The sequence below is a fragment of the Thioalkalivibrio sp. genome, assembly GCF_041690275.1.
Lineage (GTDB): Bacteria > Pseudomonadota > Gammaproteobacteria > Ectothiorhodospirales > Ectothiorhodospiraceae > Thioalkalivibrio.
In genome coordinates this window covers 2,386-28,350 of the sequence record NZ_JAWLHP010000041.1, presented here as the reverse complement: position 1 = coordinate 28,350, position 25,965 = coordinate 2,386, and the positions used below count along the sequence as shown (strand labels likewise).

General features: G+C 69.6%; 22 protein-coding genes and 1 pseudogene. 10 read left to right on the top strand and 13 right to left on the bottom strand.

Going from position 1 to position 25,965, the window contains the following annotated elements; translation table 11 throughout:
* Positions 1-81 precede the first annotated feature (81 nt).
* A complete protein-coding gene (gene xseA / locus ACESMN_RS09340; protein ID WP_373053325.1) occupies positions 82-1,527 on the bottom strand; it encodes an exodeoxyribonuclease VII large subunit in 1,446 nt (481 codons plus the stop codon).
* 111 nt (positions 1,528-1,638) lie between these two features.
* On the opposite strand from xseA, the gene guaB reads away from it, so the two are divergent.
* Together guaB and guaA are read left to right on the top strand one after the other, a co-directional pair.
* Complete coding sequence (gene guaB / locus ACESMN_RS09335) at positions 1,639-3,099, top strand: IMP dehydrogenase (RefSeq protein ID WP_373053324.1); 1,461 nt, start codon at positions 1,639-1,641, stop codon at positions 3,097-3,099.
* A 16-nt stretch (positions 3,100-3,115) separates the two neighbouring features.
* Positions 3,116-4,693: a glutamine-hydrolyzing GMP synthase gene (gene guaA / locus ACESMN_RS09330; protein WP_373053323.1), complete on the top strand. Its 1,578-nt coding sequence runs from the start codon at positions 3,116-3,118 to the stop codon at positions 4,691-4,693.
* Between the two features lie 153 nt (positions 4,694-4,846).
* On the opposite strand, the gene ACESMN_RS09325 is transcribed toward guaA, so the two are convergent.
* Entirely contained in the window at positions 4,847-5,677 is an 831-nt protein-coding gene (locus tag ACESMN_RS09325; protein ID WP_373053322.1) for a RibD family protein, read from the bottom strand.
* A 210-nt stretch (positions 5,678-5,887) separates the two neighbouring features.
* Between ACESMN_RS09325 and ACESMN_RS09320 the strand changes: the two genes are divergently transcribed.
* On the top strand, positions 5,888-7,135 hold the full coding sequence (locus ACESMN_RS09320; RefSeq protein WP_373053321.1) for an aminotransferase class V-fold PLP-dependent enzyme: 1,248 nt from the start codon (positions 5,888-5,890) through the stop codon (positions 7,133-7,135).
* Positions 7,132-7,581: a Fe-S cluster assembly sulfur transfer protein SufU gene (sufU, locus tag ACESMN_RS09315; protein ID WP_373053320.1), complete on the top strand. Its 450-nt coding sequence runs from the start codon at positions 7,132-7,134 to the stop codon at positions 7,579-7,581. Before ACESMN_RS09320 ends, sufU begins: the two co-directional genes overlap by 4 nt.
* A gap of 165 nt (positions 7,582-7,746) precedes the next feature.
* Here sufU and ACESMN_RS09310 read toward each other — a convergent pair whose 3' ends face one another.
* Positions 7,747-9,036: an HDOD domain-containing protein gene (locus ACESMN_RS09310; RefSeq protein WP_373053319.1), complete on the bottom strand. Its 1,290-nt coding sequence runs from the start codon at positions 9,034-9,036 to the stop codon at positions 7,747-7,749.
* Positions 9,037-9,831: 795 nt separating this feature from the next.
* Here ACESMN_RS09310 and ACESMN_RS09305 point away from each other — a divergent pair.
* Positions 9,832-10,584: a hypothetical protein gene (locus tag ACESMN_RS09305; RefSeq protein WP_373053318.1), complete on the top strand. Its 753-nt coding sequence runs from the start codon at positions 9,832-9,834 to the stop codon at positions 10,582-10,584.
* A 271-nt stretch (positions 10,585-10,855) separates the two neighbouring features.
* Here ACESMN_RS09305 and ACESMN_RS09300 read toward each other — a convergent pair whose 3' ends face one another.
* The 3 genes from ACESMN_RS09300 to ACESMN_RS09290 form a co-directional block, all read right to left on the bottom strand.
* The gene (locus tag ACESMN_RS09300; protein ID WP_373053317.1) at positions 10,856-13,783 is read right to left on the bottom strand and encodes a hypothetical protein; all 2,928 of its coding nucleotides are present in this window, start codon (positions 13,781-13,783) and stop codon (positions 10,856-10,858) included.
* 196 nt (positions 13,784-13,979) lie between these two features.
* Entirely contained in the window at positions 13,980-15,515 is a 1,536-nt protein-coding gene (locus ACESMN_RS09295) for a protein adenylyltransferase SelO (RefSeq protein ID WP_373053316.1), read from the bottom strand.
* Positions 15,516-15,688: 173 nt separating this feature from the next.
* The gene (locus ACESMN_RS09290; RefSeq protein WP_373053315.1) at positions 15,689-16,084 is read right to left on the bottom strand and encodes a DUF2237 family protein; all 396 of its coding nucleotides are present in this window, start codon (positions 16,082-16,084) and stop codon (positions 15,689-15,691) included.
* 377 nt (positions 16,085-16,461) lie between these two features.
* On the opposite strand from ACESMN_RS09290, the gene ACESMN_RS09285 reads away from it, so the two are divergent.
* Positions 16,462-16,923, top strand: a complete 462-nt coding sequence (locus tag ACESMN_RS09285) for a tetratricopeptide repeat protein (protein ID WP_373053314.1) — start codon at positions 16,462-16,464, stop codon at positions 16,921-16,923.
* A gap of 126 nt (positions 16,924-17,049) precedes the next feature.
* Here ACESMN_RS09285 and ACESMN_RS09280 read toward each other — a convergent pair whose 3' ends face one another.
* The 7 genes from ACESMN_RS09280 to ACESMN_RS09250 all read right to left on the bottom strand — a co-directional run bounded on the left by ACESMN_RS09280 (position 17,050) and on the right by ACESMN_RS09250 (position 23,452).
* Positions 17,050-17,544 carry a hypothetical protein gene (locus ACESMN_RS09280; RefSeq protein WP_373053313.1) on the bottom strand — a complete coding sequence of 165 codons (495 nt, stop codon included), beginning with the start codon at positions 17,542-17,544 and terminating at the stop codon, positions 17,050-17,052.
* A gap of 33 nt (positions 17,545-17,577) precedes the next feature.
* Positions 17,578-18,024 carry a GNAT family N-acetyltransferase gene (locus tag ACESMN_RS09275; RefSeq protein ID WP_373053312.1) on the bottom strand — a complete coding sequence of 149 codons (447 nt, stop codon included), beginning with the start codon at positions 18,022-18,024 and terminating at the stop codon, positions 17,578-17,580.
* A gap of 174 nt (positions 18,025-18,198) precedes the next feature.
* Positions 18,199-18,789 (bottom strand): chalcone isomerase family protein, encoded by a 591-nt coding sequence (locus ACESMN_RS09270; protein WP_373053311.1) that lies wholly within the window; start codon positions 18,787-18,789, stop codon positions 18,199-18,201.
* Positions 18,786-20,132, bottom strand: coding sequence for an MFS transporter (locus tag ACESMN_RS09265; protein WP_373053310.1), 1,347 nt, complete (start codon positions 20,130-20,132; stop codon positions 18,786-18,788). The genes ACESMN_RS09270 and ACESMN_RS09265 overlap by 4 nt, the downstream gene beginning before the upstream one ends.
* A gap of 1 nt (position 20,133) precedes the next feature.
* The gene (locus ACESMN_RS09260; protein WP_373053309.1) at positions 20,134-21,366 is read right to left on the bottom strand and encodes a class I SAM-dependent methyltransferase; all 1,233 of its coding nucleotides are present in this window, start codon (positions 21,364-21,366) and stop codon (positions 20,134-20,136) included.
* On the bottom strand, positions 21,366-22,127 hold the full coding sequence (locus tag ACESMN_RS09255) for a DUF1365 domain-containing protein (protein WP_373053308.1): 762 nt from the start codon (positions 22,125-22,127) through the stop codon (positions 21,366-21,368). Before ACESMN_RS09255 ends, ACESMN_RS09260 begins: the two co-directional genes overlap by 1 nt.
* A complete protein-coding gene (locus ACESMN_RS09250) occupies positions 22,127-23,452 on the bottom strand; it encodes an NAD(P)/FAD-dependent oxidoreductase (protein ID WP_373053307.1) in 1,326 nt (441 codons plus the stop codon). Before ACESMN_RS09250 ends, ACESMN_RS09255 begins: the two co-directional genes overlap by 1 nt.
* A gap of 83 nt (positions 23,453-23,535) precedes the next feature.
* Here ACESMN_RS09250 and ACESMN_RS09245 point away from each other — a divergent pair, with 83 nt between their 5' ends.
* The 4 genes and pseudogenes from ACESMN_RS09245 to ACESMN_RS09230 all read left to right on the top strand — a co-directional run.
* Entirely contained in the window at positions 23,536-24,087 is a 552-nt protein-coding gene (locus tag ACESMN_RS09245) for a glutathione peroxidase (RefSeq protein WP_373053306.1), read from the top strand.
* Complete coding sequence (locus tag ACESMN_RS09240) at positions 24,087-24,851, top strand: DUF3429 domain-containing protein (RefSeq protein ID WP_373053305.1); 765 nt, start codon at positions 24,087-24,089, stop codon at positions 24,849-24,851. Before ACESMN_RS09245 ends, ACESMN_RS09240 begins: the two co-directional genes overlap by 1 nt.
* 118 nt (positions 24,852-24,969) lie before the next feature.
* Complete coding sequence (gene folE, locus ACESMN_RS09235; RefSeq protein WP_373053327.1) at positions 24,970-25,512, top strand: GTP cyclohydrolase I FolE; 543 nt, start codon at positions 24,970-24,972, stop codon at positions 25,510-25,512.
* A gap of 199 nt (positions 25,513-25,711) precedes the next feature.
* A pseudogene (locus tag ACESMN_RS09230) lies at positions 25,712-25,965 on the top strand (hypothetical protein); the annotation flags it as partial.

Genomic DNA, 25,965 nt, shown 5'->3' with positions numbered 1-25,965 from the left:
AAGGCCATCGCGGCCAGAGGCCGCTCCCACAGGGGGCCGGGGCTGACGCCTTGTAGGCCCGCCCTCCGGGCGCCCCGGTCTTCAGCCGCGTTTCTTCCGCTTGCGGCCGGATCCCTTCTTCGCCGGCCGAGCGTCCAGCACCTCGAGCTCCAGCGCGCCGCGCGCGAGCCGCGCCTGCAGCTGCGCGCCGATCAGTGCCGGGTCCGCCTCGCGCACCACACGCTGGTCCGCGGTCAGCAGGATGCTGTATCCGCGTTCGAGCACGCCTTCCGGGGAGAGGGCCCGCAAGCGGCCGCTGGTGGCCTGAAACCGTGCCTCATCCCGGCGCAGCCGGTCCCGGACCCCCCGCAGCAGGCGGCCCTGCAATCCCTCCAGCAGGTCCCGCTGCCGGACCAGCTGCCGCGCCGGTCGGGCCAGCCACAGCCGGTGCTGTTGCTGCCGGAGCCGCGACTGCAGCGTCTCCAGGCGGCGGGCGGGATCGTGCACCTTCAGGCGCAGCGCCAGTTGCCGCAGCCGGTACAGCTTCTTCTCCCGGCCTGCGCAAGCGCCGCGGATCAGGCGTGTCCGGAGTTCGTCGATGCGCAGCAGGTGCTGTTCAACCCGCCGTCCCGGATGCAGCCGCAGCAGCCGGGCGCGCCCCTGATCGACGCGCTGGCGGCGCTGGCGCAGACTGGCGGCGGCCGCCTGGCCGAGACGGGCGGCGGCGTCGCGCAGCTGCCGCCTGAGTACCGTGCCGTCGGGGCTGACCGCCTCGGCCGCGGCGGTCGGCGTCGATGCCCGCAGATCGGCGACGAAATCGGCGATCGTGGTGTCCGTTTCGTGCCCGATGCCGGTGACCACCGGGATCGGGCATGCGGCGATCGCGCGCGCGACCGCCTCCTCGTTGAAGGCCCACAGATCCTCCAGCGCGCCGCCGCCGCGCGCCAGGATCAGCACGTCCACCGCGGCCTCGCGGCCCGCCTGTTCCAGCGCCGCGATGAGTTGGGGTACGGCGCCCGCCCCCTGCACCGCCACCGGGTAGAGCCGGAAGGGCAGCAGCAGCGGGAAGCGCCTGGCGAGGGTGCGGGCGATGTCGTGCCGGACGTCGCCCTGGGCCGAGGTGACCACCCCGAGCCGATGCACCAGCGGGGGCAGGGGCAGCTTGCGCTCGGCTTCGAACAGGCCCTCCGCGAGCAGCCGCGCCTTCAGGCGCTGGAATTGTGCGAGCAGCCGGCCCTCGCCGGCAGACTCGAGACGCTCCACCACCAGCTGAAACTGGCCGCGCGCAACATAGACGCCGGGCCGGGCGAAGACCAGGACCCGGTCGCCGTCGGCGAAGGCGGCGGCCTTGCCGGCCCGCCCGCGGAAGAGCGTGCAGCTGACGCTGGCGTTGTCGTCCTTCAACGCGAAATACCGGTGGCCCGAGGCATACTGGCGCAGGTTCGAGACCTCGCCCTCAACCCACAACGCGCCGAGGCCCGCACGCAGGAGTTCATCCGCGCGCTGGTTCAGTTCGCCGACGCCGAGAACGCTTCGCCCTTCCGTCATGGGTCTCCTTTCCGTCTTTCCGAGGAAGCGGTCTTTCTTTACCGCAGTGCCGGTGAATTCTATACTGATCGGCTATTTCTCCGCCCCCACCCGGAAGCCCTGGAGCTGCCCATGCGCATACTCGCGGAAGCCCTCACCTTCGACGACGTCTTGCTGCTGCCCGGGCATTCCAGCGTGATGCCGCGCGACGTGGATCTGACCACCCGTCTCACGCGCGAGATCGTGCTCGGCTCGCCACTGCTCTCGGCCGCCATGGACACCGTGACCGAGGCCCGCCTGGCGATCGCGATGGCGCAGGAGGGCGGCGTCGGCGTGGTGCACAAGAACATGAGCGCCGAACGCCAGGCCGCTCACGTCCGCCAGGTGAAGAAGTACGAGGCCGGCGTGATCAGCGATCCGATCACGGTCGCGCCCAGCGCCACCATCGGCGACGTGATGGAGCTGACGCGGGCCAACCACATCTCGGGTGTGCCGGTCGTGGACGGCACGGATCTGATCGGGATCGTGACCTCCCGCGATCTCCGTTTCGAGACCCGCATGCAGGCGCCGGTGACCGAGGTGATGACCCCGAAGGAGCGGCTGGTCACGGTGCCCGAGGGCGCCGACCGTAACCATGTGATGGAGCTCCTGCACCGGCACCGCATCGAGAAGGTGCTGGTGGTGAACGACCACTTCGAGCTGCGCGGCATGATCACGGTGAAGGACATCCAGAAGTCCTCCGAGCATCCCGGGGCCTGCAAGGACGACCGCGGGCGCCTGCGGGTCGGCGCCGCGGTCGGCGTGGGTGCCGGCACCGACGAGCGTGTCGCGGCGCTGGTGGAGGCGGGCGTGGACATGATCGTGGTCGATACCGCGCACGGCCACGCGCAGGGCGTGCTGGACCGCGTGCGCTGGGTCAAGCAGCACTACCCGGAGGTGCAGGTGGTCGGCGGAAACATCGCCACCGGCGAGGCCGCGCGTGACCTGGTCGCCGCGGGCGCCGACGCGGTGAAGGTGGGCATCGGACCGGGTTCGATCTGCACCACGCGGATCGTGGCCGGTGTCGGCGTGCCCCAGATCACCGCGATCGAGAATGTCAGCACCGCCCTCGAGGGCACGGGCGTGCCGCTGATCGCGGACGGCGGGGTGCGCTTCTCCGGTGACATCGCGAAGGCCATCGCGGCCGGCGCCCACAGCGTGATGCTGGGCTCCCTGTTCGCCGGCACCGAGGAGGCGCCGGGCGAGGTGGAGCTGTTCCAGGGGCGTTCCTACAAGTCCTATCGCGGCATGGGCTCGCTCAGTGCGATGCAGCAGGGGTCTTCCGACCGCTATTTCCAGGAAGCCAGTGCCGGCCCGGAGAAGTTCGTTCCCGAGGGCATCGAGGGGCGGGTCCCGTACAAGGGTCCGATCGTCGCGATCATCCACCAGTTGACCGGCGGACTCCGGTCTTCGATGGGCTACGTGGGGGCACGGACCATCGAGGAGATGCGCACCAAGCCCCAGTTCGTGCGCGTGACCGCCGCCGGGATGCGCGAGAGCCACGTGCACGACGTGGCGATCACCAAGGAGGCCCCGAACTACCGCCGGGATTGATGGATTGAATGACGCGATGACCCAGGACGTACATGCGCACCGGATCCTGGTGCTGGACTTCGGCTCGCAGTACACCCAGCTGATCGCGCGCCGGGTGCGCGAGGCCGGGGTCTACTCGGAGATTCACCCCTGGGACATGAGCCCGGAGGCGATGCGCGCGTTCGCCCCCAGTGGCGTGATCCTCTCCGGCGGCCCCGAGTCGGTGCACATGGAGAATCCGCCGATCGCCCACCCGCTGGTCTTCGAGCTCGGTGTGCCGGTGCTCGGCATCTGCTACGGCATGCAGACCATGGCCGCGCAGCTTGGCGGCCAGGTCGAGCCCTGGGGTCACCGCGAGTTCGGCTATGCGCAGGTCCGCGCCCGCGGCCACACCCGCCTGCTGACCGACATCGAGGACCACACCACGCCGGAGGGCCATGGCCTGCTGGACGTGTGGATGTCCCACGGAGATCGCGTAGCGGAACTCCCGCCGGGCTTCCGGCTGATGTGCTCCACCGATTCCGCCCCGATCTCCGGCATGGCCGACGAGGAACGCGCCTTCTACGGTCTCCAGTTCCACCCGGAGGTCACGCACACCCGCCAGGGCCGGCGCATCCTCTCGCGATTCATCCACGAGATCTGCGGCTGCGAGGACCTCTGGACCCCGGGCAACATCATCGAGGACATGGCCGAGCGCGTGCGCGAGCAGGTGGGCTCCGATCACGTGATCCTCGGACTCTCCGGCGGCGTCGATTCCTCGGTGGTCGGTGCGCTGCTGCACAAGGCGATCGGCGACCAGCTGACCTGCGTCTTCGTGGACACCGGTCTGCTGCGCCTGCACGAGGGCGATCAGGTGATGGCGACCTTCGCGCGGCACATGGGGGTGAAGGTGATCCGGATTGACGCGGAGCGGCGCTTCCTGCAGGCCCTGGAAGGGGTCAGCGATCCGGAGCAGAAGCGCAAGGTCATCGGTGGGCAGTTCATCGAGGTCTTCGACGAGGAGGCCGGCAAGATCACGGATGCGCGCTGGCTCGCCCAGGGCACGATCTATCCGGACGTGATCGAGTCCGCCGGCTCCAGGACCGGCAAGGCCCACGTGATCAAGTCCCACCACAATGTCGGCGGGCTGCCCGAACACATGAACCTGGGCCTGGTCGAGCCCCTGCGCGAACTGTTCAAGGACGAGGTGCGCCGGATCGGGGTGGAGCTGGGCCTGCCCACCGAGATGGTCTACCGCCATCCCTTCCCGGGGCCGGGGCTCGGGGTGCGCATCCTCGGCGAGGTGAAGAAGGAATACGCGGACCTGCTGCGCCGCGCCGATGACATCTTCATCGAGGAACTGCGCCGGGCGGATCTCTACGACCAGGTCTCCCAGGCCTTCGCCGTCTTCCTGCCGGTGCGGTCGGTGGGCGTGATGGGGGATGGCCGCCGCTACGATTACGTGGTCGCGCTGCGTGCGGTCGAGACCATCGACTTCATGACCGCCCGCTGGGCGCATCTACCCTACGAGTTTCTCGACCTGGTGTCGCGTCGTATCATCAATGAGATAGACGGTATATCTCGTGTAACATACGATATCTCAGGCAAGCCCCCGGCCACTATCGAGTGGGAGTAGCCCGCGGGCGCCTTGCGCAGCCCCTGCTCCCGCTTGCGGACAGGGCCGCCAAGGGCCGGGGACCGATTGGCCAATCTGTCCCCGCGGGGCGCCGGGAGCGGATTTCGAACCGCCGCAGCGATCACGCCGAAGCCCGCAAATCGGGACTCCCGGTCAACGGAGGTCGTATGCGGCGAAGACCTGCCCGGCCCCGTCTTTTGCGTCGGGATCGTAGTAGAGCGTACGCGGAACGAGTGACGCCGGTGGGTCGAGGGCGTCGCCTTCGAGCAGCGTATCGAAGGTCTGACCGCCGAGAAGGCGGTGAAAGTGGGTCAGGTAGAGCCGGTCGAGCACACGATCCCTCAGCAGGAGGTGCAGCACCCGCGGCCCGGCCATGGAGTAGATGCGCCGGAAGCCCGCGCGCCCCAGTGCATCGATCAGCGGCCGCCCCTGCACGTCCCGTCCGGTTCCGGCCCCGAGCACCCGCACGCCGGCGGCCTCGACCGCCGTGGCCGCGTCTGCCTTGGCCTCGCTTCCGACTGCGAAATAGACCGGCCGATCAAACTCGCCGCACCGCTCGGCGAGTGCTGCATCCAGGCTGCGGCCGAGGATCACCACCGCCGGCTGGGACGGCATGCCTCTGTCCCTGCGCCATGCATGGAGGTCGTCGAAGGCGGGATCGCAGCCGATGGGCAGTCTCTCGGCGGCCTCCCCGGCAAGGATCGCGCGCAGCAGGTTGGCACTGATGATCAGCGCGTCGGCGCGAGTCGCCAGCTCCTGGAACAGGCGCCAGTCGCGCGGGTTGGTGATTGCCGGCGGAGAGCGCAGGCGGCCCCGCCGCGGGCCTTCCACGGCGATCCGCCCATCGAGGCTGCACACGAAGTTCGTGTACACGAAGGGCCGGTCCGGATCCGGCCCCGCCATCTCCTCGGCGAGATAGAGGCCCTCGATCGACCGCTCGAGGTGGGGAGCGGGGTAGAGTCTCAGGAGCCTGCCTTCATTCATGTCGCTTCTCACATGTGGTCTTCAGGTACCCGGAAACCCGCTGCCTTGCGGTCCGGGTCGGTGCATTGAATTAACCTTGCTTTGCCCGGGTGCCCAAGACGCATCCCGGAAAACTTGACTATTGTTGGGGGTCAAATCGAACAACGTACACCACGCGGCCGGCACGCGGACCGGAAATCGGCTTCGAAGCGGCCGGCCAGGAGGAGATCGATGAGTGCTGCAGTCCTGTCCACGCCAACCGGTTCCTGGGACGTCGAGCGCGTGCGCCGGGACTTCCCGGTGCTGGGCCAGCAGGTGCACGGGCATCCACTGGCCTATCTCGACAACGCCGCCACCACGCAGAAGCCGCAGACCGTGGTCGAGGCGCTCGACCATTACTACCATCACGATAACTCGAACGTGCATCGCGGTGTACATGCGCTGGCGGAGCGGGCCACCCGCGACTTCGAGGGCGCGCGCGAGTCGGTGCGCCGGTTCATCAATGCCCGCTCGACCCGCGAGATCGTGTTCCTGCGCGGCACCACGGAGGCGATCAACCTGGTGGCGTCGAGTTTCGGCCAGGGGCTGCGGGAGGGCGACGAGGTCATCCTGACCGCGATGGAGCACCACGCGAACATCGTGCCCTGGCAGCTGCTGCGCGAGCGCACCGGTATCGTGCTGCGGGTGGTGCCGATCACGCCCTCGGGCGAGCTGGATCTGGACGCGCTGCCGGGCCTTTTCGGCCCCCGCACGCGCCTGCTGGCCCTGACGCACGCCTCCAACGCACTGGGTACGATCAACCCGGTAGAGGCGATTATCAAGGCAGCACACGAACATGAAGTCCCGGTGCTGCTCGACGGTGCGCAGGCCGTTCCGCACCTGCGCGTGGACGTGCAGGCGCTGGACTGCGACTTCTACGCCTTCTCCGGACACAAGCTCTTCGGCCCCACCGGCATCGGCGTCCTCTATGGCCGGGAGCGGCTGCTGGAGGCGATGCCGCCGTATCAGGGCGGCGGCGAGATGATCCGCACGGTCAGCTTCGAGAAGACCACCTTCGCCGGGCTGCCGCACCGGTTCGAGGCCGGTACGCCCGACATCGCCGGCGCCATCGGCCTCGGCCGTGCGATCGAGTACCTCGAGTCGCTGGACTGGGAGGGGGCGATGGCGCACGAGGCACGTCTGCTCGACCATGCCACCGAGCGCCTGCAGGCGGTCCCGGGGCTGCGCATCATCGGCCAGGCGCACGAAAAGGTGCCGCTGGTCTCCTTCGTGATGGACGACGTGCACCCGCACGACATGGGCACCATCCTGGACCACCGGGGGCTGGCGGTGCGTGCGGGCCACCACTGCGCGATGCCGGTGATGACCTTCTATCAGGTCCCCGCGACCTCGCGCGCCTCGATGGCCTTCTACAACACCTTCGACGAGATCGACCGTCTCGCGGAGGCCCTGCGGTACGCCCGGGAGATGCTGGCATGAGCGAGATGAGCGACCTCTACCAGGAGCTGATCCTGGACCACAAGCGCAACCCCCGGAACTTCCGCGACATGCCGGATGCGACCCGCGCGGTGGACGGTCACAACCCGCTCTGCGGCGACCAGCTGCGGTTGTTCGTGAAGGTCGCGGACGGGAGGGTGGAGGACGTCAGCTTCATCGGGGTCGGCTGCGCGATCTCGGTGGCCTCGGCCTCGATGCTGACCGAGGCGGTGCGGGGCAAGACCGTGGAGGAGGCCCAGCGCCTGTTCGCCGAGATGCACGACCTGCTGACCAGTGACCACCCGCACACCGACCCGGCCGAACTCGGCAGCCTCGGCGCGCTGGCGGGCGTGCACGAATACCCGATGCGGGTGAAGTGCGCCACCCTCTCCTGGCACACCCTCGACACGGCCCTCACCGGCGACGAGGAATCCGTCACCACGGAGTGAGGTCGAGGCAATCGGCGCGGAGGCCGTGCCCGGGCCGACGGGTTTGCGGGCACCGATGCGCCTGCAGGAGGCCAGCCCTCAGGCGAGATCCTCCGCTTGACGCCGGATCGCCGAGAGGATTCGTCTCCCACGGGGCCCCCGGAGGCCGACCCCGTGCGCGGGTTTTCAGGCGGACAGGGCCTGCGCCAGCGACTTCGGCAGGGTCTTCACGCGGCCCAGAAGCGCAGGCCGGATCTTCTGCTGGAAGAACTCCGACTCATCCATCCCCGTGACGCCAAGCACGCCGAGGTATTCGGGGGCAAAGGGCCATGGCATGCGTTCATGCTGGCCGTGAACCCGGTCGTGGAAACGATTCGCCAGATACAGCAGGGCAACGTTCTTGCGCACCTCGTCCGGCACGTGTTCGGGCAGCGCGAACCCCGGGTAATGCTGCAATTCGATGCTCCGGCATAGCGGTTCGGGCAGGTTCCAGGCCCGCAGCAGCTCCGCCCCCATGCCGGTGGAGTCCACCGTGGCCAGGGCCATTTCCAGGTGCGGGTTGGCCGTCTTCAGGAGCTCCAGCACAACGCTGCCGATTTCGTGCAGCAGGGCAATGGTCGAGACCTCCGCCGGGTGGCGGATACCGGTTGCCTGGGCCGCGGCGAACGCGAGTTGCGAGGTTTCGACGGCGCGCTGATGGGTCTTCTGGAACCGGGGTGTCTCCGGCAGGCTCTTGCGCAGGCTTTCGGAGAGCACCAGTTGGTGCACGCCATCAAAGCCCAGCAGGGTGACCGCGTGGTTGATGTGAGTGATCTTGTGGCTGAGGCCATACAGCGGGGAGTTGATCGCCTTCAGCAGCGCGGCGGTCAGGGAGGGATCGGACTTGACCAGTTCGACGACTTCCGCGTTGGTACTGCGTTCGTCGAAGAGCTTGCCCAGTAGCGTGGCCGTGGATACCGGCAGGCGGGGCACCTTCTGGATGATCTGACTGACCGTCTCGGTCTTCGACAGATCGGCGTCCGCCGTCTGGCGGGACCGGTAGAGCGCGTCCACGAGCACCCCATTCCGGGTGCCGAGGTCGTCATTGCGCGCGGCGAGGGCATGCACGACACCGTGCGCGTGTGCCTGAACCTGCGTCAGCACGCGCAGCTTGAGGTCACCATCGAGTCCGTCATACGTTGCGCGGTCCAGCGACAGCACCGAGGCTGGCCCAGCCGCCACCGCGGAGCAGCCGGGCGTTCCCGATTCGGTAGCATCAAGCCGGCCGATCCATGTCCCCACCGGGGTCCGGGTCAGCGTCTTGCCCGTTCCGTCCCGCAGCGCGACCTCGCCCTTGACCAGCATGTGCACCATGCCGCCCGCATCCCCGGGGCCGAACAGCACCGTGCCGGGCTCAAGCACATCGACCCGGGCCAGGCGGTACAGGGTGGCCATGTCGGTGTCGCGCAATCCCTCGACCGAAGGCGCATCTTCCATGCCACCCGGAGCCGCCGCAGGCACAGGTCCTGCAGCCGGCGCGTGCGTTTCGGCAGGGCCGCGGCGGGCCCGGCGCACGGGTTCCCCGCGGACCGTGACCCCATGCGCCCGTCTCTTCAGGAAACCGAACATCGGATGCTCTCCCTCAGCGCGTTCCGTTGCCCCGAACGACGCGCGGGTGGATCATGCGCGCTCAACGAGGTCAGACCTTGTCGTGTTACATCCGGCCGGAGGCCCCCCGGCCCAGCCACGAGCCGCAGCGATGCCCCGCCGTCATCCATCGATCGGCGCTCACCGGCAGACCCGCCCGGCTCCGCCGCCCCCGGGGTTCCGGGATCGCCCCCAGAGCCGAAACCGCAGGAACAGCAGAAGACCGACCCACGTTTGAGTATCGGCAAGCCCGCGCAGGCCTTTAGCAGCGCGGGGGTCGGACCAACGCAAGCATCTGATTTTTATCCAAAAGAAGATCGAAAACGGGCCGTTTTCGGGGCTTGAAGGGGCCATTTCGGGTGCCAAATCGGGGGTCCAGGACGGATACGGCCACGACAGCAGGGTGGGGGTGAAAGGGGGGTCGGACCAAGCCAGGTCTCTGATTTTATTATCCAAGAGAGCCTAAAACCCGGGCATTTTCGGCCTTGAGACGGGCATTCCGGGCCCCGAAGCCCGGTGCGGGTCAGGGACCTGCCTCCGGGCCCGCCTGTCGAAACGCCGGAGCTGGCCGCGGGTCGCGTCCTGAACTTGAACCGGGTTGACCGGTCGGTACACACGAGGCCAAGAAGGAATCTGGATGTCGCGATGTGTTCCGCTGTACTGACTCCCGCCGATCGCGGCCCGGTCATCGTGCCGGCGATGTTCAACGAGCAATGGCAAGACGGCCTGGGCGCACGCGGCTGGAAGCTCGACGTGCCGGGTGCCGGAGCGGACGTGATCGCCGCCACCCCGTACGCCGGTGAGCGGATCCCCACCTCCGTCTTCGTGCACGATCTCGTGGATCACCACCTCTGCGGCTTTCGCCTCTCCGGCTACCTCGACGAGGCCGGAGCACTGATCCAGCTCGCGCAGCGCACGGGCTCCGACCCGATGCCCGATTTCCGGCAGATCGTCGAGGAGGACCTGCTGACCGGCGCCGTCGAGGGGCCGGACTGGAAGGATCTGCTGCCCGCTTCGCTGGCTGCGGAGATTGCGCCCGCGACCGGCGCCGAGGCGGCCATCCGGGAGCTGCGCCGCAGGCTCGGCGACGGCCTTCTTCGGGCCCTGTTCACCGCCGGGTTCGTGCGCGAGGGCTGGCGGCGACGGGACGCGGCGCGGGCCGCCTGGACCGCGCACGGGCTCGACTACGCGGCGCGTCCGCGCATTGCGCTGGCGCTGCAGGCGCTGTTCGAGTGGATGGATTCCAGGGTGCAGGATTGTGGCTGGGCGCAGGCACGGGGTGACTTCTGCATTCGCAATGACGCGGTGGCCTTCGTCTTCACGGAGCCGGCCGCCGTCCGGCACACGGTCGCGGTCGAAGGCGCAGGAGATGCGCCGGATGGCCGCGCACGGACCTGACCGGACCGCGACGGTGCCGCGCCGACGGATCCGGAGCCGAAGACGCCCGAGCAGTCCCCGAGCGACCGGCCCGACCCGACTGCGCAGCGCCGCCCCGTTGGCTCGCGGTGGCCCATCAGGGAAGCGCTGAATCAGGCCAACCCGGCCTTCTCAGCGCACGCGGCGCTGCACAGACGAGTTGCGGCTGCCCCCAGAATCAACCCCCTGCGATGGCCGATTCGGGCGAGACTTCACCTGTGCCGCAGGAAGACGCCGATGAATCAGCGTTTGCCTAGGGGCGGTACGCGTGGCGGGCGCGCCAGGCGTCAAACCACCGGCGCGGCCGCACGATGCGCAGCGTGGGGTCGCCGTCGTCGAGTTCCACGCCGAGGCCGAGGACGCCCAGCCGCGCATAGAGGGCGCCGTTCGACGTGCCCTCCGCCAGCGCCAGGTCGGCGAGCAGCACCAGGTTTTCCCCCCGGAGATCGACGTCGCTGAGACGGATCCGTGTTTCGTTCAGATCAAGCCGCGCGCTGCCCGCGATGCCGCGCACGTCCAGCAGCCGGCCCAGCCAGTCACTGTCGCGGGCACGGTCGAGGAACAGGCGCGCGAGCAGTCCGGTGTCGCGCATCCGCAGGTGCAGCCGGCTCGCAAGATGGACCTGCTCAGTCCAGCGCAACCGCGCGTCGTCGAAGTCGAGACGGACCCACCATCCGGCATCCTCCGGTCGCGCCCCGTTCCGGCGCTGCACCCGATCCAGGCGCAGAAACGAACGGGCCGCGCTGAACTGCCGGGTGGCCAGATCGCCTTCCGTCAGCCTCAGGGCGAGGTGCAGATCACCGCGCAGGCGCTGGTCGAGCAGCGCCAGATCGACGCCGGAAGCGCGCAGGTTCAGGGTGCCACTGGCGTCCAGGCCCGTGAGTGTGAACTCGCTGCCAAGGCGCGCCGTTCCGCCGAACAGCCTGACGCCAGCGTCCTCGGGCAGGTACGTGTTGTAGCGGGCGACATCCGGGATCTCCGTCTCCGGGAGGGAGATCTCGGTGGTGAAATAGGCAGGGTCGGGTGCCTCCAGCACCCGGGAGAACGCCCCGGTCCGGGTCGTCAGCACCAGGTCGCGCCCGTGCAGGCGAGGGCGGTCGTCATCGTCGCGCTGCAGTGTGTAGCGTGGGATCTCGAGCGAGAGCCGGGCCTCCTCCGGCGTCTCGAGCCGGACGCTCAGTTCCCCGCTTCCTGCTGCCCGGTGGTCGAGAAAGCCCACCCGCAGCGGCTCCGCCGCCACCCGCAGGTGGCTGCCCGGCAGGATCCGGCGGCCTTCGAAGCCGCCCTCCAGCTGGAGCTGTCCGCCGCCCTGCAGCGCGAGTCCGTGGGCGTCCGGCAGGAAGGCGTTGAGGAAGCCGAGCTGGCGGATCCGGCCTTCCAGGACCAGCCGCCCCCCGGGTACCCCGTTGCGCCGGTGCAGCAGCCCGTCGCGCAGCACGAGGTCGCTTTCCAGCCGTTCCGCCTCCGGTGTCTGGCCGCGTGCCTGCCAGCTCAGGCGGCTGCCGGAGAGGTCCAGCCGCGTGCCGTCCAGCCTGGCCTCGTTCAGGGTCAGCAGCAGATGCATGCCGCTTTCCACGGCGTGCTCCCGAAACCGCGTGCGCAGCCTGTCGCCGGATAGCGCCAGCTCGCCGCGCAGAAGACCCTCCGCGATCTCCAGCTGCCCGTGGCTCCGGGCGGTTCCGCCGAGCAGCTGCAGGGGTGCGGGATCGGCGAGAAAGGGCTCGAGATAGGGCTGCAGCGCAGCGATGTCGGGCAGGCGTGCCGCCTGCCAGCTGACCGCCCCGCGGGTGCCATTCAGCGGCCGTGTCGGGTCGAGGGGACCACTCGCCGTCAGCTGAAGCTCGGCATCGGCGAGCAGCTGCCGCGCCTGGTGACGCAGGCCGGATCCGGCGAGTCGAATCTCCACCTCCACGCGATCCCCGTCATCCAGCCGCGCGTGGAGCGTGCCCCTGCCGCTGGCCTCATAGCCCAGCGCGTGGACGCCCAGTCGCGGCGCGGTGACCTCCAGGCGGGCCCGGGCGGGGCGGGGGCCCAGGGTCTCCAGCTCCGCGGCCAGTTCGCCGGCGCCGCGCAGCTGGATGCCCCGGCCATTCAGCAGGTGGGTCAGATACGGATCAAGCACGTCCAGCCGGATCACCTCGCCCCGGAGCGCGAGCCGCGCCCGCTCGGGCGCCTGCAGACGGTCCAGGCGCCGGTTGTCGAGATCCGCGGCAAGCGTCAGTGCCGCCTGCCGCGCGTACGGATCGACAGCACGCAGCGTCACGTCGTCCAGCCGCGTGGTCAGGGTCAGCCACTCCGGGTCTTCCGCAGAGACCGCCAGCAGCACCGACCCGTCGCCTTCGGCACGGTGGCGGGAACCGCTGCCATCGGGGGTCGTCGGGCCGCGCTCGGGCCGGGTGCCCGCCGGCAGCCGGTCTTCGTCAATCTCTACCTGCAGCGCAGGCGAGTCCAGGCGCAGGGTGCTGCCGGCTGCCAGGACCCCATGCTCGAGCGCGAGATCACCCCGCAGTGAGCCGTGGCCGGACAGCGCAAGCCAGGGCAGGGGTGCCAGGTAGGGCGTGAAGACATCCCAGGCATCGGCGTGGGCATCCAGCTGCAGGGTGCCCGACAGCGCCCCCAGCAGATCGGCACCGGCCTCGGCGGGGGCGACGCGGCCGAGCGACGCCTCGGCGGCGAGATCGATGTCCCGGACCAGGGTGGCGTCATCGGTCGCGCGCCTGAGCAGGCCCCGTTCGAGCTGCAGATCCAGCCGCGCGATCTCCAGTTCCCGCGACGCGAGCACGGCGTCGTGCAGCCGCAGCCGCCCCTCTCCCTCGAGGGCGAGGTCGTTGAGTGTCAGGCGGCGTATGCCGCGGGCATCCAGCGAACGGATGCGCAGCTCGCCGCGCAGCAGCGCCGGCAAGGACAGGTCCAGCGTGGCATGCTCCGCCCGCACCGAGAGCGCGAGTTCGTCGTCTTCCCGCGCGAGGTAGAAGCCCTCGACCTCCCAGCGGCCGGGATGCCGGCTGCGGCCCTTGTCCCAGCGGATCTCGATGCCCTCTGGCTGCGACAGGCGCTGTGGCAGCCAGGCGCTGTTGACCAGCCAGTGGCTGCCCGCAAACCAGAGAAGGGCCAGCGCCACCAGTACGGCCACCAGCGCGAGGGCCGCGCGATAACGGAAACGGTGCGGATGATGCGACATGCCGGGATTGCGGTCTCCCCTGCAGGAGCCTCGGTCGGCGCAGACAGGCTGGCGTCCCGCGGGTTGCGGCCCCCTGTTGGATGACGACGGTCCCCATCGGGACGCTGCTCATGCCCGGCGCCGGACCGGGCCCAAGCCTGGTTCGAGTCTAGCAGCCTGTCGGACCCAGGTGCGTATCGCCAGCCGCGCGGCCCGTTCAGGTCCCGCAGAAGGTCTGGTACACGTGCTGTTCCGGCCCCGGGGGCTGGCGGTAATCAGACGTGTCGAGGCGGGTATCGTAGGGATCCGCGAGGACCTCGAGGAGTTGCAGGGCCGGGTCCAGGTCCCCTTCCCGGACCGCCGCGTCCAGTGCCTGCTCCACCCGATGGTTGCGCGGGATCACCGCCGGGTTGGCGCCACGCATCCGGTGGATCGCCGCGGCGATGTCGCCGTCCTGGCGGCCCAGCCGCTCCTGCCAGCGCGCGTGCCACGCGGCAAGGCCGGGGTCGGCGAAGGCGGGATTCAGCTGGCCGGGTGTTGCGGCCCCCGCCTCGCCAGCGAGTTCGCGGAAGGTATTGGTGTAGTCCGCGCCCTGGTCCTGCATCCACTGCAGCAGGTCGTCAATGAGTTCGGCGTCGCCCGGCTCCTCGTTGCCGAGGCCCAGCTTCGTGCGCATCACCGCGTGCCAGCGCCCGGTGAACAGCGCCGGGAAGTGCGCGATCGCCTCCTGCGCGCGGGCCAGGGCGGTGTCGCGGTCGTCGTGCAGCAGCGGCAGCAGCGTCTCCAGCAGCCGCGCCAGGTTCCACTGGGCGATCTTCGCCTGATTGCCGAAGGCGTAGCGGCCCTGGCGGTCGATCGAACTGAAGACCGTTGCCGGGTCGTACTGGTCCATGAAGGCGCAGGGTCCGTAATCAATGGTCTCGCCGGACAGGGTCATGTTGTCGGTGTTCATCACGCCGTGGATGAAACCGACCCGCATCCACTGCGCGACCAGGGACGCCTGGCGCTCCATCACCGCGTGGAACAGCTCCATGTAGCGGTCGGGGCTGTCCGCGAGTTCCGGATAATGCCGGTCGATGGTGTAATCGGCCAGGGCGCGCGTCAGGAGGCCGTCGTCCTGTCCCGCGGTCGCCACCGACGGGTCATCCGCGCCCTGCGATGCGTGCACCATCAGGTCCAGCCCGGAGTCGAGCGCCGCCGCATAGGCAAAGGTACCGACCCGGATGTGGCTGGCGGCGACCCGGCTCAGCACCGCGCCGGGCAGGGCCTGTTCGCGGAAGACCCGCTCCCCGGTCGCGACCACCGCGAGGGCGCGGGTGGTCGGAATGCCCAGCCCGTGCATCGCCTCGCCGATCAGGTATTCGCGCAGCATCGGTCCCAGGGCCGCGCGGCCGTCGCCGCGGCGGGAAAAGGGCGTCGGGCCCGAACCCTTCAGCTGGATGTCGACCCGCCGCCCGTCCGGGGCCCGGAGTTCGCCGAGCAGGTGGGCGCGGCCGTCGCCGAGCATCGCGAAGTGCCCGAACTGGTGCCCGGCGTAGGCCTGGGCAATCGGCTCGCTGGAGGGCTCGCGCTGGTTGCCCGAGAGCATCCACGCCCCCTCCGGCTGGCGCAGCCAGTCGGGATCCAGGCCGAGTTCCTCGGCGAGGTCGCGGTTCAGCAGCACCATCTGCGGCGACGCGACCGCTACCGGGTCGATGCGGCAGAAGAACTGCCCCGGCAGGCGCGTGTAGGTGGTTTCGAAGTTCCAGTCCATGGCCCGACTATCCCACAACCCAGCGGCGCGGTGGGTTTTGCCACCCGTTGCACGGGGGTTTGCCCGCGGCGGGGCGGGGCGCTCGCAGCCAAAGGGTTCGCTCCTCGCGATGGCGGTTTGATCAGGGCTTCCCTGTCGCCTGCCGGACCGGCCCTGAGGCCCGGCCGGGCCCTTCAGGACAGATCGATCGCGAAGCGCTTCAGGTCCTCCAGGCTGACGATCTCCAGTGCCTTCTGGTGCGTCGCCATCAGCGCCACGCGCGGCGCCGCCCCGGCCTCCAGCGCCTCGCGCCAGCGCGCCGCACACAGGCACCAGCGGTCGCCCGGTTTCAGGCCCGGAAACCCGAACTCGGGCCGCGGCGTCACCAGATCGTTGCCGCGGCTCTTCGAGTACTCCAGGAACTCGGCGGTCACCCGCGCGCACACCACATGGCGCCCGAGGTCATCCGGCCCCGTGCTGCAATCCCCGTCGCGGTAAAACCCGGTCACCGGCTCACCCTGCGAGCACGCCACCAGCGGATGCCCCAGCACGTTCAGCCCCTGCTCTCTCCCCGGCGGTCCCCCGTCCATATCCAGCTCCCTCACACCTCAACCCGCCAAAGCATACCCCCCATCCGGGGGTCGGACCAAGGGAAGTGCCTGAAAACAATGAAAAACTGGCCCAAGAATGGGGTCTTTCAGGGCCTTGGAGGCGCGTTTTCGGCCCCGAAAACGGCGGTCGAGGCGCTGAGCGGGTGGATCAGGGGAACGAGGCGAGGCCGGGGCGCCAAGGTGCGGCGGCTTGGGCCTGGAGCGCCGTTCTGGGCCCCGAAAATGGCCCTCCAGGCCTTGATATCGGGGTCAAAACCGGGTGAATAACCTTAAAAGACAGTGGCTTGGCCTGGTCCGACCCCGGCTGGTGGCATCATTACGGGTCGGCGGTCAATCTACAACCATGCGGATGGATCATGCGGCTTTCCGATGAGGATCAGCAGGGCCTCGAGCGCGGCGTCGCGGCCTTCGAGGACAACCGGTTCGCCCAGGCGATGCGGTCGCTCCACCCGCTCGCGGAGGCCGGCGTGGCCGATGCCCAGTACCGGGTGGCGATCATGTATCAGAACGGACTCGGCGTGGCGCGCCAGCCGGAACAGGCCGTGAGGTGGATGCGCGCCGCCGCCGAGGACCGCAACGCGATGGCAGAGTACGCGCTCGGCTTCATGTACCTGCAGGGCGATTGCGTGGAGCCCGACGGCGCGCAGGCGGTCCACTGGCTCGAGAGGGCCGCCGGGCAGGGGCTGTCCGGCGCCAAGACCACGCTCGCCCTGATGTACGCGCAGGGCCGGGGGGTGGAACGGGACCCGGAGGCGGCGCGCCGCTGGTACATCGCCGCCGGCTTCGATCCGGACCGGATGGCTGCGCTGAAGGGCTGAGCGCGAGCGCACGGGCACAGGACTCACGTCCGGAGACCCGGATCCAAGCCGGGTGGCCTGGGACGCCGCCTGCGTTTTCCCCGCTGGCTGCACCGCGCCCGAGCCGGATTCCCGGCCGGCCCCCGCTCAGAGACTCAGTTTGCGCAGCTCGCGCGATTCCGAACCGGCCGCCCAGTTCTGCTCGAAGTCCTCCGCGGCCCGGCGATTGCCGGCGGGGTCGCGCGATTCCACCCGGAGGCCCGCGCGGCCCTTGTGCTGCACGAGATAGAGCCAGGCCTCGCGGTCGACGATCAGCAGCAGACTGGCGGGGGTATCCTGCGCGGGCGCGAGGCAACGCACCGATATCGCGGTGGGCAGACGCATCGCGGTGGCCGCAAGCCGGGGCAGGCCGCTCTTGAGCTCCAGATCGTCGTCGACGAGGAGCCGCAGATCGGGGTGCCGGGTGCGTCGGGCCACCCGGGACAAGGCCTCCCTCAGGCGCGTTTCCGGAAGGGCCATCAGCAGGCGGCACCGCGCGTGGACCCAGATCCTGCGCCGCGCCGACTCCAGCAGGCGGTCGATCGCCGCGCCGGCCCGCTGGAGGTCGTCTTCGGGAATGTCGTCGTCCGTCCGCTCGTTCACCGCCCCGTCCCCGTTCCGGCTACCCCGACCCGGTCAGGCCATCTCCGCCTTGCGGCTCAGGCACCGCAGCATGCGCTGGTGCGGGATGCCCGCATCCTCGAAGATGTCGCTGATCACGATGAAGCCATGCGGGGCGTAGAAGTCCCGGCTGGCATACTGGGCATTCAGCCACACCTCGCCCCATCCGTGCGCCTCCGCCGCCGCGATCGCGTGATTGAGCAGGCGCGAACCGATGCCCTGGCGGCGATACTGGCGAAGCACGGCCATGCGCCCGATCTGGCCGCTTGGCAGCAGGCGCAGCGTGCCCACGGGCTCTTCCTCGGAGGTGAGGGCCAGCCAGTGCAGGGCGGTCGCGTCGAGACCGTCGAACTCGAGGCTGCGGGGGACGTTCTGTTCCTTCACGAAGACCTCGCAGCGCACGGTCTGCAGGCCCATTCGGTCGGCCGGCCAGCTGGCCTCCCGTATCCGGATTCGCGTCATTCCTGTCTTTCCCTGGCAGGTGGCGGAGCGGGCCGCCGCGTGGATTGATCGGACCGGTCAGATCAGTTGTGCCTCCTCACCCGTCGCTGTGGGGAGTGTAGCGCCTGCTGGACAAATGTGAAGAACCATTTTTTTCGACCTCCGCCACTCGGGCCGCCGCCCGGCGGACCGGGCTCAGGTCAGCAGGTCGTCGCGAAAGCGCGCGGAAAGCGGCTCCCGCGGGTCGAGCCAGATGCCGAAGTAGGCCCGGGCGAAGTCGAGTCCGGGCACCCGGATCAGCTCCTCGCCGTTCTTCAGCAGCCGCGTTCCGTTTCCGGGGTCGTACTCCAGCGCGTACCGGTCCCCGGCCTCCACGTCGCGATACGCTGCGTTGAACGTCTCCAGCCGGTCCGACAGCGCCGCCAGCACCTCGGGCGGCTGCTGCTTCTCCAGCAGGGCGGTTCCGCTCCGGCGAAAGTCATCGCCGCTGATCGACATCAGGTAATGCAATTCCAGGCGCTTGGGAACGTCCGCATCCAGCACATCATCGGGCGCAATGTCCGCCGGCGCGTAGAGGGCACCGGTATAGACCCGGAACACGACCGCGTAGCGGAACAGGCCACCGCCGCGCACGGGCACGTCGGTCCCTCCGATGGCCACCGAGGGGGCAAAATCGACCCCCGAGATGCGGACCGACCCGGTGGCCGGGAGACCGAGCAGCAGGGCGAGAAGGAGCACGGTGGTGGCCGACGCGGCGCGCCGGACCGGCAGGGGGTTGCGGATCATGGGTTGCCTCCTGTGGGAGCGGTGGACATCTCGAGGGACGCCTGCTGCGCCTCGATGCGCTGGCGCAGCGCGCGCTGTGCATCCTCGTCGATCGGGAAGTGCCAGACCAGCGGCATCGCCGCCAGCTTGAACAGCACGGGCAGCCCCGCGTAGGCGAGGGCGAGCACCAGCAGGGCGCCTCCGCTGTTCCCGCCCTCGGTGGAGAATCCCGCGAGTGCGAGCAGCGGAAAGCTGATGCCGACCGCGAGCGCCAGCGCCAGCTTCGTGGCCATGCCCCACAGGCCGAAGAACAGCCCGGCGCGCTCGCCGCCGCCCTCGGCGGTGTCCTGGTCGATCACGTCGGCCTGCATCGCCGCCGGCAGGGCCAGGTCCACGCCCAGGCTCAGGCCCGTGAGCACGGTGATCAGGTAGAACCAGGCGACGTCCCCGGTGCCGAGCAGGGGCACCCAGATGAAGAAGGCGCTCGCCAGCAGCATGGAGATCGTCCAGACCCGGTGCTTGCCCAGCCGCCGGGCCAGCAACAGCCAGGCGGGCAGGGCGGCGATGCCGACGCCGAAGTAGACGAGCAGCAGCGGCCCCGCGTGCTCCGGGGCCTCGAGCACGTGGGTGATGAACAGCAGGAACAGGGTGGCGGGGATCGCGTTCGCGGTGCCGTTCAGCACCCAGGCCAGCACCAGCCGACGGAACGGCCGGTTGTCCCGGAGCAGCAGCAGCCCATGCCGCCAGGCCACGGGCGGGAGGCGGCCGGGGCGCTCGGGAACCGCCAGGATCAGCAGCAGCACCGCCAGCGGCAGCAGCCACCAGAACAGCGTGGCGAGGGCGGCGAGACTGGCGCCGGCGTCGTTCTCGAGTCCGAGCACCGCGGGCATCGCGGCCGCGACCACCGTGCCGGTCACCACGAAGCCCTCGCGCCAGGCGCTGATCCGCGAACGCTCGTGGTAATGGGGCGAGAGCTCCGCACCCCAGGCGAAGTAGGGCAGCGACACCAGTGTCCATCCCAGGTACACCAGCGCGCTGAAGAACAGCAGGTGGAGCGCGCCCACACCCGCGCCCGGCCGGAACAGCATCTCGACGGCCACCAGCAGGATCGGCGTGCCGGCGATGATCAGCGCGCGCCGGCGGAACGGCCCCCGGATGCGGTCGGAGAGGTGGCCGACGATAGGGTCGGTGATCACGTCGAACAGGCGCGCGGCCAGCAGGATGAAGCCGACGGCGGCCAGCCCGATGCCGGTCTGCTCCGCGTAGAAGGTCGGCAGGAACACGAACAGCGGCAGGCCGAGGATGGCCATCGGCAGCCCCGGCAGGCCGTAGGCGGCGAGCCGGGATCGGGCGATGCGGGTCATGTCAGGCCGGGCGCTCGAGGATCGTCTGCATCAGGTCCACGCGCCCGTGGCGGAAGCCGACCTCGCAGTAGGCGAGGTAGTAGCGCCACATGCGCAGGAAGGCGTCACCGTAACCCAGCGCCTGGATGATGTCGGCGGAGCGGCGGACCTCCTCGAACCAGTGGCGCAGCGTGCGGGCGTAGTCCATCCCGAAGAAGTCCTGCTCCCGGCGCTCGAGACCGGCGGCGGCGGCCAGCGTGTTGAATCGCGGCACCGGGGGCAGCATGCCGCCGGGAAAGATGTACAGCTGGATGAAGTCCGCGTTCTCCCGGTAGCGCTCGAAGGCGGCCTCGTCGATGGTGATCACCTGCAGCGCCGCGCGTCCCCCGGGACGCAGGCAGTTGCGGACCTTCTCGAAATAGGTCGGCCACCACTCCTCGCCGACCGCCTCGAACATCTCGATCGACACCACGTGATCGAAGCGCTCGTCGAGGTCCCGGTAATCCTGCAGCCGGAGTTCCACCCGGTCGGACAGCCCGGCCCGCGCCACGCGTTCGCGGGCATACTCGAGCTGTTCCTGCGACAGCGTGATGCCGGTGACCCGGTACCCTTGCCGGGCCGCCGCCTCGGCGAAGCCGCCCCAGCCGCAGCCGATCTCGAGGATGTGGGCCCCGGGTTCCGCGTCCAGCCGTTCCAGCAGGCGCTGGTACTTGCGCTGCTGCGCGGTCTCCAGCGCCTCGTCGCCCTTGCTGAACAGGGCCGAGGAATAGGACATCGTGGTGTCCAGCCACTGCCGGTAGAACTCGTTGCCGAGGTCGTAGTGGAAGCGGATGTTCGCGCGGCTGCCGCGCCGGCTGTTGCGACGCATGCGGTGCCGCAGGCGGTCCAGCCGGCGCTGCCAGGCCGGACGCCGGGCGAGATCGCGCAGCGACCCTTCGTTGTCCACCGAGAACTGGAGCAGGGCCTGCAGGTCCGGCGTGTTCCAGTCGCCGGCAATGTAGCCCTCCGCGAAGCCGATCTCCCCCCGGCGCAGCAGGCGCAGGAGCGCGCGCCACGGTCGGCGGAGGTGCCAGACCGCCTCGCTGCCCGGCAGGCGACCGCCGATCACGATGCGGTTGCCGGCGGCGTCGATCAGGGTGAGCTGTCCGTGCTCGACGGCATTCAGCGCGCGCGCCAGCCAGCGCAGCGGCAACGCGGGGCGGGACGATCCGGCGGTGCTGTCGCCGGGGGTGAAGGAACGGGGTTGGGCCGACATCAGCTGACCTCCTGTACGGGGGGTTCGGGTTTGCGGTGGAACCGGCCACCGCGCAGCCAGATCTTCAGGGCCTGCCAGTGGATCAGGACCATCACCTTGACGGTGGCCCAGGGCATGGTGAGCAGGATACGAAGCAGGTTGCGGTCCGTGAAGTCGAGCGCGCGGCCGGACTGGCTCGCCACCAGCATCAGCTCGTCGTCCTCGAACTCCCGGATCGCGATGCGCAGGCGCGGGCCCGGCTCGTCCAGGCGGAAGACGTAGCGCGGTCGCATGTCGATGAACGGGGACACGTGGAAGTGCTTCGGTTTCTCTCCCTGCACCGGCCACGGGTTCTCTCCGGTGCCCGCCGGGAGCAGGTAGTGGTGATGCTCGCCAAAGGTGTTGCGCACCTCCAGCAGCACGGCGAGGGTCCGGCCATCGCGGTGCTCGCAGTACCAGATGCTGAGGGGGTTGAAGGCGTAGCCGAGGATCCGCGGCATCGCCAGCAGGCGGATGCGCCCGCCCTCGAGATCGATCCCGTGCTCCGCCAGCCGGGCCTCGACCCAGGGGCGCCAGGGCGAACCGTCGCGGCGGCCGTGGTCCCGGGTGTGCAGGCTGAACAGGTTGAAGCGGTTCACCGAGAACCAGCGCGCGCCGCGCGCCACCGTATCGAGCCGATCGATGTCGAACAGCGCGCTGTAGATCCGGTACCGGAACCGGTAGGCCACCGGGAAGAAGCGCTGGTGCATCACCCGGCAGGAGTAGAGCAGGGCATCGCGCATCAGGCGGCCGCCGCGGTTTCCTGCACCGGCATCGGGGTGGCGGGAGTCTCCGCGGTGTCTTCCCACGGCGGCGCACAGCCGAGCCGGCGGGCCACCTCGACCGCGGAGCGCATGCCGTCCTCGTGGAAGCCGAAGCCGGTCCAGGCGCCGGCGATGTAGACGCCGTTCTCTCCCTGGATGCCGGGCAGCCGGGCCTGGGCCTCCACGGCGGCGGCGTCCATCACCGGATGGCGCCAGCGGTATTCGCCGAGCACCGTGGTCGGATGGGGCTCGCGCCACGGGTTGAGGCTGATCATGTAGTCCTGGCGGCGGTCCAGGCGGTGCAGGCTGTTCATGTAGTAGGAGACGGAGACGCGCTGGTCGTCGAGGCCCCGGCGCTGCGTCAGGTAGTTCCAGGAGGCCCACACGCGCCGGGACGCGGGCATCAGCCGCGCGTCCGTGTGCAGCAGCGCGCGGTTGTCCTGGAAGCGGCAGGCGCCCAGGACCGCCGACTGCTCCCGCGTGGGCGTGGCCAGCATCCGGAGCGCGTCGTCCGCGTGGCAGGCGAAGACCACTGCATCGAAGGTCTCGGACCCGGTCGCGGTGGCCACCTGCCAGGAGCCTCCGGCGCGGGTGACCTGCTCGACCCCGCCGTGGCGGACGGTGCCGGTCGGCAACCGCTCGGCCAGGCGCTGCACGTACACGCGGCTGCCCCCGACCACCGTGCGCCACTGCGGCCGCCCCTCGAGGTCGAGCAGGCCGTGATTGCGGAAGAACTCGAGGAACCCGCGCACCGGGAACAGGCGCATCGTCGCCGACGGACAGGACCAGATCGCGGCGGCCATCGGCAGCAGGTAGTCCTCGCTGAAGCCGTGTCCGAAGCGGTGCAGGTCCAGGAATTCTCCCAGTGTGATGTCGGCGAGCGCGTCCTCCGCGAGCAGGCGCTTGCCCAGCCGGTTGAACCGGAGGATGTCGGCGGTCATGCGCAGGAAGCGCGGCCGCAGCAGGTTGCGCCGCTGGGCGAACAGGGTGTTGATGTCGGTGCCCGCGTATTCGATGCCGCCGGGCTGCAGCGAGTAGGAGAACGACATGTCGGTGGGCTGCGTCGCCACCCCGAGTTCCGCGAACAGGCGGGTCAGCAGCGGGTAGTTGCGTTCGTTGTACACAACGAACCCGGTGTCGATGCTGACCGCACCCTGAGGATCGGGAATCTCGACCGTATGGGCGTGCCCGCCCAGAACCGTTTCCTTCTCGAACAGTCTCACCTCGTGGCGTCGCTGCAGGAGCCACGCCGCCGCGAGCCCCGAGACCCCTCCGCCGATGACCGCGATCCGCTGCCGTTCCATGCCCTTGCTCCCCGTGCCGTAAGTCTGGAAATATTTATACACGAATTGTACAATCCTTGTAAACGTTCCCGAGGAGGTTCCCCATGGCTCCAGTCGCCGCAGTCGTCCTGGCCCTCGCCGCATTGCTTCCGGGCGTGGCGCAGTCCGCCAGCTGTCCCGAGAGTCTCGATTTCGAACTGCGGCCGCTGACCGCCGAGGAGCCCGTGCGCCTGTGCGACGCGCACCGCGATCAGGTACTGCTCATGGTGAACACCGCGAGCAAGTGCGGCTTTGTCGGCCAGTTCGAGGGGCTGGAGGCACTGGACGCGGAATTCAGGGATCGCGGCTTCCGGGTGGTCGGCTTCCCGTCGGGCGACTTCCTCAATCAGGAGTACGAGGACGAGGAACGGATCGACAACTTCTGCCGGTCCACCTACGGCGTGCAGTTTCCGATGTACGAGAAGGTGAATGCCTCCCGCGGCAACGCGGCTCCGGGCACCCTGTACCACTATCTCGGCAGCGCCGCCGGCGAGTTCCCGCGGTGGAATTTCCACAAGTACCTGATCGGACGCGACGGCGAGGTGCTCGCGTCCTTCGGCACCCGCGTGCGGCCCGACGACCCCAGCATCCGGGCGGCCATCCGGTCCGCACTCTGATGCCGGTCTGGCCCGAGGAGGTGACCCGCGCGCTGGAACGTTCCGAGGTGGTTGCGATCACCTCGGGGCTGACGGACCTGCGCGACGCGGAGGAGCTGCTCGAGCGGCGTCTGCCGGGGCGCTGGACCCGCATCGAGTGGGGCATGGGTTCGGCCGAGAACCGGGCGCGCTTTCGCGCGGTGCAGCAGGCCTCCGGCCTGTCCATGCTGCCGCTGTTCATCGCCCGCGACGGGTTGGTCGGGGGGCTTCCCGAGTTGCGCCGCCACCTGGGCGCCCCGGATGTCTCCGCACACGGGGCCGCCCCGGCCGCCGGCACCGGGGACCAGGCCTTCCTGCTCCGGGTCCTCGGCTACGGCGGGCTGATCCCCTTCGTCTTCTTCGGGATCGGCGCATGGTTTGGTGGCGGCGACTGGCAGGCCTTCGCCCTGCACGCCCTCGCGGCCTACGCCGCGGTGATCCTGTCGTTTCTGGGCGCGATCCACTGGGGGCTGTCCCTCGCCGATCCCGCTCACCGGGTCTTCGGGCTCGCCGGGCCGGCCTGGGCGGTGATGCCGTCGCTCGCCGCGTGGGCGGCCCTGCTGCTGCCGAAGACCGCGGGGCTGATCGTCCTGCTGCTGCTGTTTCCACTGGTGCTGTGGGTGGATCGCGCAAGCCTGCGCGCGACACCGTTGCCACCCGGTTACCTTACGCTCCGCGGACATTTGACGCTGGGCGCAGTGGTTTCCCTACTATCTGGCACACTCGCCAGCCTGACCATCCAGTGACGGCCCGTGCCGCACGCCGTAAACCGAGGAAACGAACATGACCGCCGCGACCCGACCGATCAAGATCAACCAGGAGCAGGCCGACGAGGCCCATGCACCCGTCGCCAGTGTGGAGACGATGTCCTCCCACTACCGTGAAATCCTCAGCGGACTTGGAGAGGACGTGGGCCGCGAGGGGCTGGTCGACACCCCGACCCGGGCGGTGAAGGCCCTGAAGTACCTCACCCGGGGCTATGCGATGGATCTCGACGAGATCGTGAACAACGCGCTGTTCAGCTCCGACAACGACGAGATGGTGCTGCTGAAGGACGTCGAGCTTTACTCGCTGTGCGAGCACCATGTATTGCCCGTGATCGGCAAGGCGCACGTCGCCTACCTGCCCAACGGCCGCGTGATCGGTCTTTCCAAGATCGCCCGCATCGTGGACATGTTCGCCGCCCGCCTGCAGATCCAGGAGAACATGACCCGCCAGATCGCCGAGGCCCTGATGGACGTCACCGGTGCGCGCGGCGTCGGGGTGGTGGTCGAGGCGCGGCACATGTGCATGACCATGCGCGGCATCGAGAAGCAGCACAGCTCGATGACCACGTCGGTGATGCTGGGGGCCTTCCGCGAGGACCCGCGCACCCGCGAGGAATTCCTCGACCTGATCCGGCGCTGATCCGCGCTCCGGTCGCGTCGTCGGCCCGGCGGCGCCGGGCCGACGCGAATCGTGTGCTGTGGTATGCGTCCACGTCCGCATGAAGGGTTTGACGCGCACCACGCCGGGTGTTACGAGTACATGGGGGCAGGCCGGCAATCCAGCGACGCTGGGAGCGCCGGGCACCGGGCTGTCCCGACTCGTCCCTGGAGAGAGGATCATGACTCAGAACAGCACACTCCGGCGTATCGGCCTTCCCGCCCTGCTGGGTTTCGGCCTCGTCGCGTTTGGCCCGGTGCAGGCGATCGATTTCGGCGACATGATGAGCCCCGGCCGCTGGTTCGGCGAGACCGACGGGGATCGGGACTACCAGGAACCCTATTACGGTCCCGGATCCCGGACACCGTACCGTGGCCCGGAGCCGTACGGGCAGCAGCAACCCTTCGGGCAGCAGTGGGGGCAGCAGCCGTTCGG